Consider the following 9,913-nt stretch of genomic DNA (forward strand, 5'->3'; position numbering starts at 1 on the left):
GTGTTGACTGCCAGGCCGCCTTCGCGAGCAAGCCCGCTCCCACAGTTGGATCGTGGTTTGTCTGGTAGATAGGCGTTGGCTTTCAGGCCGTCATCGCAGGCAAGCCAGCTCCCACATTTGGATCGCGGGGTGTCAGGTAGATAAGCGCAGGCTGTCCGGCCCTATGCCTTGATCAACGCCACAAACGCCGCACACGCAGCGCTGCGATACGCCCCCTTGCGGCTCAACAAGGCCACAGTGCGCTGCGGCAACGCAGGCTCGATCGCCACGGCACGCAGGCCAGCCTGAGCCTCGGCCAATGCCCGGGGCAGGATGGTTGCCAGGGGCGTGCTGCGTACGATCTCGATAATCGCACTGATGGAATTGGCCTCCATGGCAATCTGCGGTTTAACCCCTTGCCGGTGGCAGTAATCGTCGATGTAGCGGCGGGTAGCGAAGCCTGTGTTCAGCAACACCAGAGGCTGTTCGAGCCACGCCCGTTGATTGCGTTCGGGGTGACTGGCACTGACGACCAGGCTCAGCTCTTCGACAAACAGCGCCTCACAGTCGATCTCCACCCCATGCTCGCCAGTAAACCCGATGCCGATATCCAGCAGGTCCTCCCCCAGCGCGGCTTCGATACGGTCTTGGGTCAGTTCCTCGATGCTCAGGGTGATGCCGGGGTACAACGCATTGAACCGTGCCAGCAGCGGGCCGATCAGGTAAGCAGTAAAGGTCGGCGTCATGGCCAGGCGCAAGTGCCCTCGGCGCAGGTCCTGCACGTCGTGTATCGCACGGGTGCCGGCCTGTAGGTCCTGCAAGGCCAAGCGCGCATAGCGTACGTACGCCTGCCCCGCGTCGGTCAGGCTGATGCGGCGCCCGGTGCGGTCCAGCAGTGGCGCACCCAGGCTTTCTTCCAGTTGCTTGATCTGCTGCGACAAGGTCGGTTGCGACACGTGCAGCGCCTCGGCAGCCCGCGTGAAGTTGCGATGCTCGGCAACGGCCAGCAAATAACGGATATGACGCAACAGCATGGGCAGCGCTCCAACTATAGGCATAGCTTATAGATAGCATCATAAACCGGTCTTGGACGCTATAGCCGAAAACTTCCATCCTTGCCCCATCAGCGACGCAAGGAGAACCACCATGCAACATCTCATCGACGGCTTTCGCAAATTCCAACGTGAAGCCTTTACCCCTCGCAGTGACTTGTTCAAACACCTGGCGACCACGCAAAACCCCGGCACCTTGTTCGTGTCCTGCTCTGACAGCCGCGTAGTCCCTGAGCTGTTGACCCAGCAGGAGCCCGGTGATCTGTTCGTCATCCGCAATGCCGGCAACATCGTGCCGTCCTACGGCCCGGAGCCGGGAGGCGTGTCGGCCACGGTCGAATATGCCGTAGCGGTGCTGGGCGTGAGCGACATTGTGATTTGCGGGCATTCAGACTGCGGCGCGATGACTGCGATTTCCACCTGCAAATGCCTGGACCACCTGCCCGCCGTGGCCAACTGGTTGCGCCATGCCGAGTCGGCCAAGGTGATCAATGCCGCCCGCACACATGCCTCGGACGCTGCACGCCTGGATGCCTTGGTGCGCGAAAACGTGGTCGCCCAACTGGCTAATCTCAAGACTCACCCTTCGGTCGCCCTGGCGCTGGAACAAGGCCGGATGAACCTGCATGGCTGGGTGTACGACATCGAAACCGGCGGCATTGACGCTTTGGACGGGCACACCGGGCGCTTCGTCTCCCTGCTCGACCACCCCAGCACCCGCGCCCACGCCGCCTGAACCTTATTCAACCCAAGAGGACGTCACCATGTTGCAATCTCAATTCGCTCAAACCCCACGCCTGGCCCTGGCCGACACCGTTATCGACCTCAAGGCACGCAAAAACCTGTCGTGGCAGGCCCTCACCGACGGCACCGGGCTGAGCCTGGCATTCGTCACCGCCGCCCTGCTCGGCCAGCACCCGCTGCCCAAGGAAGCGGCCGACATCGTGTGCGGCAAACTCGGCCTTGACGAGGACGCCAGCCGCCTGCTGCAAAGCGTCCCACTGCGCGGCAGCTTCCCGAGCGGTGTGCCGACCGACCCAACCATGTACCGTTTCTATGAAATGCTGCAAGTCTACGGCTCTACCTTGAAGGCCCTGGTGCATGAGCAATTCGGCGACGGCATCATCAGCGCCATCAACTTCAAACTGGACATCAAGAAAGTCGAAGACCCGGACGGCGGCTCCCGTGCGGTCATCACCCTGGACGGCAAATACCTGCCGACCAAACCCTTCTGATTTGCCGCCAACCGTCTACGCTCTTGGCACACCATCAAGAACGAGGGACGGGTAAATGAAGAGACTGCTCCGATTCACCTGGCTGCTGCTGTTGTGTTGCAGCCAGGTGCATGCCGCCACGGCACAGGAAGCGGATGCCCAAGCCGCCAAGGCCCTGCTGGAAAAGGCCTTGGCGTACTACCACAAGCAAGGTGACAAGGCGTTCGCCGCCTTCAGCCGTCAGGGCGAGTTCATCGACCAGGACCGCTATGTGTTTGTGGTCGATACAAAAGGCGTGCTGCTGGCCAGTGGCGGGCCCTCCTCCGCGCTGATCGGTCGCGATGTGTCCGAGGTACTCGGACCGGATTTGCGCCAATCCTTCAAGGACGCACTCAAAGTGCCCGAAAACCAGGGTATCCAGCAGGCTGACTACCGCTGGCAGAACTGGAATGACGGCAAGGTCGAACACAAGCATGTGTTTTATCAGCGGGTGGGTGAACGCATTCTGGCGGTCGGTTATTACTTGCCGCGCGCCACCCCGGAACAGGCACGGGCGCTGCGCAACAAGGCGGTGGAGGCGTTGGTCAAGGATGAAGCCGGCACGCTCAAGGCGATCAACTCCTTGCAAGGCGGCTTCCTGCAAGATGATCTCTACGTATTCGTGGTGGACCTGAACACCCGGCGCTACGTCGCCCACGGCACCAACCTGCGCCTGATCAACACCGATTTCGCCAAGATCAAGGATCCGGATGGCAAACCGGTGGGTGTGCCGATCCTCAAGATGATGGCCGAACAGGACCAGGGCGAATACAAATACCGCTGGAAAAACCCGGTGACGGGCAAGGTCGAGAACAAGCATGCGTATGTGCGCAAGAGCGGGCATTTCATGGTAGCGGTGGGGTATTACAGCCCCTGATCCTGATCATTCCCACGCTCTGCGTGGGAACGCCGCCTGGGACGCTCCGCGTCCGCTTATCTAACTTTGTCTTCACGGCCACGCAGTACCCGATTCGGCATCGCTATCGCAGCCGCCAACCCCAGCAGCGACACCGCCGCACTCACCATCAGCAAATGCCGGAACGTCACCGCCAGCTCCGCGCGCAACGCATCTTGCGCCGGGCCGGGTGCGGCGTTGAGGCCGTCGAGCAGCACGTTGCCGGAACTGCCTTCGGCCACCAGTGCGCCGCTTGCCAGATGGGCGAAACTGGAATCGTGTAACAGCGCCAGCAGCAACGCCGACATGCAGGCCACGCCCACTGCGCCGCCCAGGGAGCGAAACAGGTTGGTGGTGCTGGTGGCCACACCAATATCCCGTTGCTCCACCGAATTCTGTGTGCCCACCAGCGAGGTTGGAAATTGCATGCCTGAGGCGATGCCGCTCAACAGCATGAAGATCGCGGTGAACGCCACCGCCTGGGGCGCGCTGTAGGCCATGCAGAGGATCGCCAGGGGGCTTAACAACGCACCACTGAGGATCATCGGTTTGTAGCGGCCGGTCACCGAGGTCATGCGCCCGGCGAAATACGCGCCCATCGGCAAGCCCATCGCCAAGGGCAGCAAGTGCAGGGCCGCGCTGTCGGCACCGGCGCCGGTTACGGTCTGGTAGCGCAGGGGCATCAGCACCGTCAGGGAAATCGCCTGGAAGCTGGTGATGAAAATCGTGCACCAGCACAACACCGCGCTGCGGTTGGCAAACAAGTGCATCGGCAGCAGCGGTTCGCGCGCGCGGCGTTCGTGCCACACAAACGCGCTCAAGGCCAGCAGGGCGCAGGCCAGCAACCCCAGCACTTGATCGTCACGCCATGAATGGCCCTGGCCGATTTCGGTGATGCCCAGCAACAAGGCGGTGAGGCCGATGATCATCAGCACCGTGCCGAGGTAATCGATGATCGGCTTGCGCTGCGGCACCGGCAGCCCCACCAGGGTGCGATGGGCCACATACCAGGCACCGGCACCCAGCGGCAGGTTGATCAAAAACACCCAGCGCCACGACAGGTACTCGGTCATATAACCGCCCAGCACCGGCCCGGCCACGCTGGCCACCGCGTACATGCTGCTGAAATACCCCTGATAACGTCCCCGTTCGCGGGGAGGAATAATGTCGCCAATGATCGCCTGGCTCACCGAGACCATCCCGCCAGCGCCGATACCCTGCAGCACCCGCGCCAGCACCAGCTGCTCCATGCTTTGCGCCAGGCCGCAGAACAGCGACGCCAGGGTGAACACGCCCATGCCGATCAGCATCATGGGCCGGCGCCCATACAGGTCGCCCAGCTTGCCGTAGATCGGCACCGCCACGGTCATCGCCACCATGTAGCCGGAGATCACCCAGGCCAGCAGGTTGACGTCATGGAACTGCGCAGAAATGGCCGGCATGGACACGGCGACAATGGTCTGGTCCAGGGCCCCCAGGAAGATCGCCATCATCAGCGCGACCAGGATACTGCGCACGGCGGGAACGGTTGGAGCGGGCTGATTGAGGTGAGTCACGGCAGAACCTTCGAGCAGGGCCCACAGGCAACGGTCACCGGTGGGAATGCTCGATACGATAGCAGGCTATTCGATAGGCTCGTAAGGAAGGCCGACGTAATTTTCTGCGATGGTTTTGCGCCCGGCCTCGGAGTGAACGAAATAGTCCAGTTCGCTTTCGGCGATGCGCTGGCTGAAGGCGTCCGCCTGTGGGAATTGATGCAGCATCGAGGTCATCCACCAGGAAAACCGTTCGGCTTTCCACACCCGGCGCAGGCAGATTGCCGAGTACTTTTGCAGCAGGTCCAGGCGCCCTTCGCGGTACACCTTGAGCAAGATGCGGAACAAGGTGCTCACATCACTGGCCGCCAAGTTCAAACCCTTGGCGCCGGTGGGCGGCACAATGTGCGCGGCATCGCCGAGCAGGAACAGACGCCCGTACTGCATCGGTTCCACCACAAAGCTGCGCAGCGGCGCGATGCTTTTTTCGATCGAGGGCCCGGTCACCAACTGCTCGGCCAAGGAGTTGGGCAGGCGGCTTTTGAGTTCATCCCAAAAGCGTTCATCCGCCCAGTCTTCCAGCTTCTCTTCGACCGGCACTTGCAGGTAGTAGCGGCTGCGGGTCGGCGACCGCATGCTGCACAGCGCAAAACCCCGCGTATGTTTGGCGTACACCAATTCAGCGTGTACCGGCGGCGTGTCAGCCAGCACACCCAGCCAGCCGAAGGGGTAGACCCGCTCGAACACCTTCAGCGCTTGCGCCGGTATCGACTGGCGGGCCACACCATGGAAACCGTCGCAGCCGGCAATGTAGTCGCACTCCAGGCGATAGGCTTGGCCTTCATGCTCGAAGGTCAGCCACGGCTGTTCACTTTTCAGGTCATGGGGTTGAACATTGGAGGCTTCGTACAGGGTGATGGCACCGGCGGCTGCGCGGGCGGCCATCAGGTCGCGGGTGACCTCGGTCTGGCCGTAGATCATCACCGACTGGCCGCCGGTCAAGGCCTTGAGGTCGATGGAGGTGAGTTGGCCATTGAGGGCAATGTCAAACCCGTCGTGCACCAAACCCTCGGCGTCCATGCGCTGGCTGACCCCGGCTTCGCGCAGCAGGTCGACCATGCCCTGTTCTAACACACCGGCGCGGATACGGCCTTGCACGTACTCGGCGCTCTGGCGCTCTAGAACAAGGGTTTGGATACCAGCGTTGTGCAACAACTGGCCGAGCAGCAATCCGGAAGGACCGGCGCCAATAATGGCGACTTGAGTTTTAAGGGTTTTCATTATTTTTATGGCCTTCAAGCTTCACGCGAACGTATGGAGTGAAAGAGTTGTCATTGCTCTTGTGGCTGACATTTTTCACTTGAGCGAGCCGCATAAGAAGGTGAAAACTGCGTCAAAACCTGTGCTTTTCGCCAATCGGGGCGATTACCGAACCCTTATCCTGAGTATCGGATTGAAACCATGACCAAAACCGCGATTCCGGTCTTCAAGCTTTACGGGGAAAGCCAGCAGTGGCCGACTCCCGATTTGTTGCACTGCGAAACCATTTCCCGGCGCAGTCGGGAATACCAGTGGGAAATCCAGCCCCACCGGCACGCGGACCTGTGCCAGTTGCTGTATGTGCACAAAGGCCAGGCACAACTGGAAATCGAAGGCCAGCGCACCACGCTCAACGAGTCGAGCCTGCAAGTGCTGCCACCGCTGTGCGTGCATGGTTTTCGTTTTTCCGAGGATGTGGAGGGGTTCGTGGTGACGCTTTCGGCGCCGCTGGTCAGCCACTTGCAGGCGCAACTGGGCTCTACCGTCGATGGCCTGCACACCCTGGGCAGTTACCCGGCGGGCAAGGACAGCGATTACTTGAACAGCCTGTTCATGCGTTTGCAGGACGAATACGCCGATGACCAACCGGCACGGGACATGATGCTGCACGCCCTGGTCAGCGTGTTGCTGGTATGGGTCAGCCGCCAGGCGATCCAACGTCGCCATCCACGCGCACCGCGGGGGCGTGAGTACTTTCGGCGGTTTACGCAACTGGTCGAACAGCATTACCGCGAACACCCCAAGATTGAAGACCTGGCCCACAAGCTGGGCATCTCGGTCTCACACTTGAACGGGACATGTCGGGAGTTGGGTGGGCAGCCGGCGTTGCAGATCATGCATGACCGCCAGTTGCTGGAAGCCAAGCGCCTGCTGACCTACACCAGCATGACCATCAACGAAATGTCCGAGGTGCTGGGGTTTTCCGACCCGACCAACTTCTCACGGCTGTTTCGCCGCAGGGTCGGGTTTTCACCCAAGGCGTTTCGTGAACAACTGAAGGCCGAGCAGCCTACCTGAGTGCACTGAAACTGCCGGTGCGCGGAACGCATTGGTCCTGATGACAACTGATGGCGAACGCCGCCGGCTGCATGCGTGTTTGCTCGACGCGATAGGCGGCAGTCCCATACAGCGCTGTCGCCAATGCGCAGAGGGTGAAAATTGTCAGGTACTTTCTGGTTTTGATGCTCATGGCACAGACCTCTGAACGGATCTACAGGGTGCTGTTTAAAGCATAGGTCAACTTGCCATGATGCGATGCCATTCAGCGCGCTTATTTCAGCTCACAGCCCGACGTCCCAGACAGGCTCCTCGGGGAAGCGCAGCACCAGGAAATCCAGGAGGCTGCGCAGCGCCGAGGGCATGTGTTTGCGTGAGGCGTACACTGCATAGATATTCATCTGGCGTGGCTCGGCGTGCGGCAGCAAGCGTACCAATTCTCCACTGCGGATCAGTTCACCGGCCTGATAACTGGGCAGCATCGCCACCCCTGCCCCGGCCAGCGTCACGCGCATTAACGTGCTGGCCTCGTTGGCGGTGATATTGCCGTGGACCGGCACCGACACGTGTTCGCCATTTTCTTCGAAATGCCACAGGCTCTTGCCGAAGTAAGAGTGGGTCAGGCAGTTGTGCCGGGCCAGGTCTTCGACTTTCTGCGGCGCCGGATGCTCGTGCAGATAAGCCGGTGTGGCGCACACCACCGAGCGGCATACGGTCAGGCGCCGGGCGATCAGGTTGGGGTCCAGGTCGTTGCTGGTGCGGATCGCCAGGTCAATGCGCTCGTCCACCAGGTTCACCGTGCGATCGAGCATCTGCAAATCCACCGTCACCAACGGGTAGCGCTTGACGTACTCGGCAATCGCCGCGCCCAGTTGCGCCTGGCCGAACGAGGTGCTCACGCTCAGGCGCAACAGGCCTCGGGGCGCGTCGTCGGGCTCGCTGACGGCGGCCTGCATATCCCCGCACAAATCCAACAATTGTCGGCAACGCGGTAGCGTTTCCCCCCCGGCTGCGGTGAGGCTGAGCTTGCGCGTGGTGCGGTGCAGCAGACGTGCGCCCACCCAGTCTTCCAGCTCGGCCAGGTAGCGCGAGACCACCGGGCGCGACAGGTCAAGGTGGTCGGCCGCGGCGGATTGGCTGCCCAGGTCCACCACGGTGACAAACACGCGCATTGCTTGAAGACGATCCATGATTTGCCCGCTTTTAGAAACAAACTATGTCCCAGCATCGCATTTTTTGTCGCGTTTTATGCAACTAAGCTCTGTGCATCCCTTACCAATGGCAGGAGCTGCCCAATGTTCTCGACCTTCAAACGCTTGACCCTGGCTACCGCCGCCCTGGCCTTCGCTGCCCACGCAGCGGCGACAGAGCTGAAACTCGACGTGTACAACCCAGGCGAAGCCGCGATCTTCCCGGTCAGCTCGGTGCTGGTCAGCGGCGAAAAAGACGCGATCCTGGTGGATGCACAATTTGGCAAAAGCCAAGCCGAGCAACTGGTGCAGAAGATCCGCGCCAGCGGCAAACGCCTGACCACCATCTACATCAGCCATGGCGACCCAGACTACTACTTCGGCCTCGACACCCTGACCGCCGCTTTCCCCGACGCCAAGGTGCTGGCGCCGCAGCCGGTGGTCGACCATATCAACGCCACCGTCGCCGACAAGCTGGCCTTCTGGGGCCCGAAAATGGGCGCCGACAAACCGGCCAAGACCCTTGTGCCGCAAGTGCTTAAAGGCCACAGCCTGACCCTGGAAGGGCAACAGCTTGAAGTGGTGGGCCTCGACGGCCCGCAGCCCGATCGCAGCTTTGTGTGGATCCCGTCGATCAAGGCCGTAATCGGTGGTGTGGTCGTCGCTGAAAATATCCACGTGTGGATGGCCGATACCCAGAGCGCGCAATCCCATAAAGACTGGTTGGCTACGCTCAAGCGCATTGAAGACCTGAAGCCGAACACCGTGGTGCCGGGCCATTACCTGGGCAAGCCGTCGCTGGCCTCGGTCAAGTTCACTGCCGATTACATCAAGGCCTTCGACCTCGAAACCGCCAAGGCCAAGGATTCCGCCGCCCTGATTGCGGCCATGAAAAAACGTTACCCCACCCTTGCCGACGAAAGCTCGCTGGAGCTGAGCGCCAAAGTCGCCAAGGGCGAAATGAAGTGGTAATTGGCTTTAAACCTTAACCCTGTTGGAGAACATCATGAGCAAGATCGCAATCATTGGTGCCACCGGCCGTGCCGGTAGCCAACTACTGGAAGAAGCGCTGCGTCGCGGGCATACCGTGACCGCCATCGCCCGCAATACCGACAAGCTGGCTGTGCGCCCTGGCGTTACGGTCAAACAGGCTGATGCCCTGGATGCCGAGGCCTTGCAACAGGCCATCAGCGGCAGCGACGTGGTGATCAGCGCCGCGCACTTCTCCACCCTCCCCGCCAGCGCCGTAATCGGCCCGGTGAAAAAGGCTGGTGTGAAACGTTTGTTGGTGGTCGGCGGCGCAGGTTCGCTGCTGTTACCCGGTGGCGGGCGCGTGATCGACAGCGAAGGCTTCCCGGCTGAATATAAAGCTGAAGCCAGTGCCGGAGCTGACTTCCTGGAAACGCTGCGCCAGGAAAAAGAACTGGACTGGACCTTCCTGTCGCCATCGGCCCTGTTCGACGGCACCGAGCGCACCGGCAAATTCCGCCTGGGCAAGGACGATCTGCTGGTGAGCAGTGACGGCACTAGCTCGATCAGTTTTGCCGACTTCGCCATCGCCATGCTGGATGAAGTGGAAAACCCGAAGCACTCGCGCCAGCGCTTCACCGTCGGCTACTGACCCAACGCCGTCAACGCTAACCACGATGCGAAGCGAGCCGCTCTTGATCTTGATCTGCTTTTGATCTCAAGC

Annotated in this window: 11 protein-coding genes; 6 read left to right on the forward strand and 5 right to left on the reverse strand. The window is 61.1% G+C overall.

Features of this window, described 5'->3' with window-relative positions; all coding sequences use genetic code 11:
- Positions 1–161: 161 nt before the first annotated feature.
- Positions 162–1,013, reverse strand: coding sequence for a transcriptional regulator CynR (gene cynR, locus QK296_RS28540; RefSeq protein ID WP_282392283.1), 852 nt, complete (start codon positions 1,011–1,013; stop codon positions 162–164).
- A gap of 112 nt (positions 1,014–1,125) precedes the next feature.
- Here cynR and QK296_RS28545 point away from each other — a divergent pair, with 112 nt between their 5' ends.
- From QK296_RS28545 to QK296_RS28555, 3 genes are read left to right on the forward strand one after another with little or no spacing between them, the layout of a single operon-like run.
- Positions 1,126–1,767, forward strand: coding sequence for a carbonic anhydrase (locus QK296_RS28545; protein ID WP_003189587.1), 642 nt, complete (start codon positions 1,126–1,128; stop codon positions 1,765–1,767).
- Between the two features lie 28 nt (positions 1,768–1,795).
- Entirely contained in the window at positions 1,796–2,266 is a 471-nt protein-coding gene (gene cynS, locus QK296_RS28550; protein WP_034135097.1) for a cyanase, read from the forward strand.
- A 55-nt stretch (positions 2,267–2,321) separates the two neighbouring features.
- A complete protein-coding gene (locus QK296_RS28555) occupies positions 2,322–3,161 on the forward strand; it encodes a cache domain-containing protein (protein ID WP_094775226.1) in 840 nt (279 codons plus the stop codon).
- Positions 3,162–3,217: 56 nt separating this feature from the next.
- Here the strand turns inward: QK296_RS28555 and QK296_RS28560 are convergent, their stop codons facing one another.
- Positions 3,218–4,735 (reverse strand): MDR family MFS transporter, encoded by a 1,518-nt coding sequence (locus QK296_RS28560; protein ID WP_169855453.1) that lies wholly within the window; start codon positions 4,733–4,735, stop codon positions 3,218–3,220.
- A 66-nt stretch (positions 4,736–4,801) separates the two neighbouring features.
- Complete coding sequence (gene pobA, locus QK296_RS28565; RefSeq protein WP_003189582.1) at positions 4,802–5,995, reverse strand: 4-hydroxybenzoate 3-monooxygenase; 1,194 nt, start codon at positions 5,993–5,995, stop codon at positions 4,802–4,804.
- Positions 5,996–6,175: 180 nt separating this feature from the next.
- Between pobA and QK296_RS28570 the strand changes: the two genes are divergently transcribed.
- Entirely contained in the window at positions 6,176–7,051 is an 876-nt protein-coding gene (locus tag QK296_RS28570) for a helix-turn-helix domain-containing protein (protein ID WP_003189581.1), read from the forward strand.
- On the opposite strand, the gene QK296_RS28575 is transcribed toward QK296_RS28570, so the two are convergent.
- Both QK296_RS28575 and QK296_RS28580 read right to left on the reverse strand, forming a co-directional pair.
- The gene (locus tag QK296_RS28575) at positions 7,044–7,223 is read right to left on the reverse strand and encodes a hypothetical protein (protein ID WP_003189580.1); all 180 of its coding nucleotides are present in this window, start codon (positions 7,221–7,223) and stop codon (positions 7,044–7,046) included. The two genes, QK296_RS28570 and QK296_RS28575, sit on opposite strands and share 8 nt — an antisense overlap.
- Positions 7,224–7,314: 91 nt before the next feature.
- Positions 7,315–8,220 (reverse strand): LysR family transcriptional regulator, encoded by a 906-nt coding sequence (locus QK296_RS28580; RefSeq protein WP_169855451.1) that lies wholly within the window; start codon positions 8,218–8,220, stop codon positions 7,315–7,317.
- 105 nt (positions 8,221–8,325) lie between these two features.
- On the opposite strand from QK296_RS28580, the gene QK296_RS28585 reads away from it, so the two are divergent.
- Positions 8,326–9,192, forward strand: coding sequence for an MBL fold metallo-hydrolase (locus QK296_RS28585; protein WP_057710835.1), 867 nt, complete (start codon positions 8,326–8,328; stop codon positions 9,190–9,192).
- A 34-nt stretch (positions 9,193–9,226) separates the two neighbouring features.
- Positions 9,227–9,841 carry an NAD(P)-dependent oxidoreductase gene (locus QK296_RS28590; RefSeq protein ID WP_192001982.1) on the forward strand — a complete coding sequence of 205 codons (615 nt, stop codon included), beginning with the start codon at positions 9,227–9,229 and terminating at the stop codon, positions 9,839–9,841.
- The last annotated feature ends 72 nt before the right edge of the window (positions 9,842–9,913 follow it).

The organism is Pseudomonas sp. AL10 (assembly GCF_029960685.1).
GTDB classification, from domain to species: Bacteria; Pseudomonadota; Gammaproteobacteria; order Pseudomonadales; family Pseudomonadaceae; genus Aquipseudomonas; species Aquipseudomonas lactis.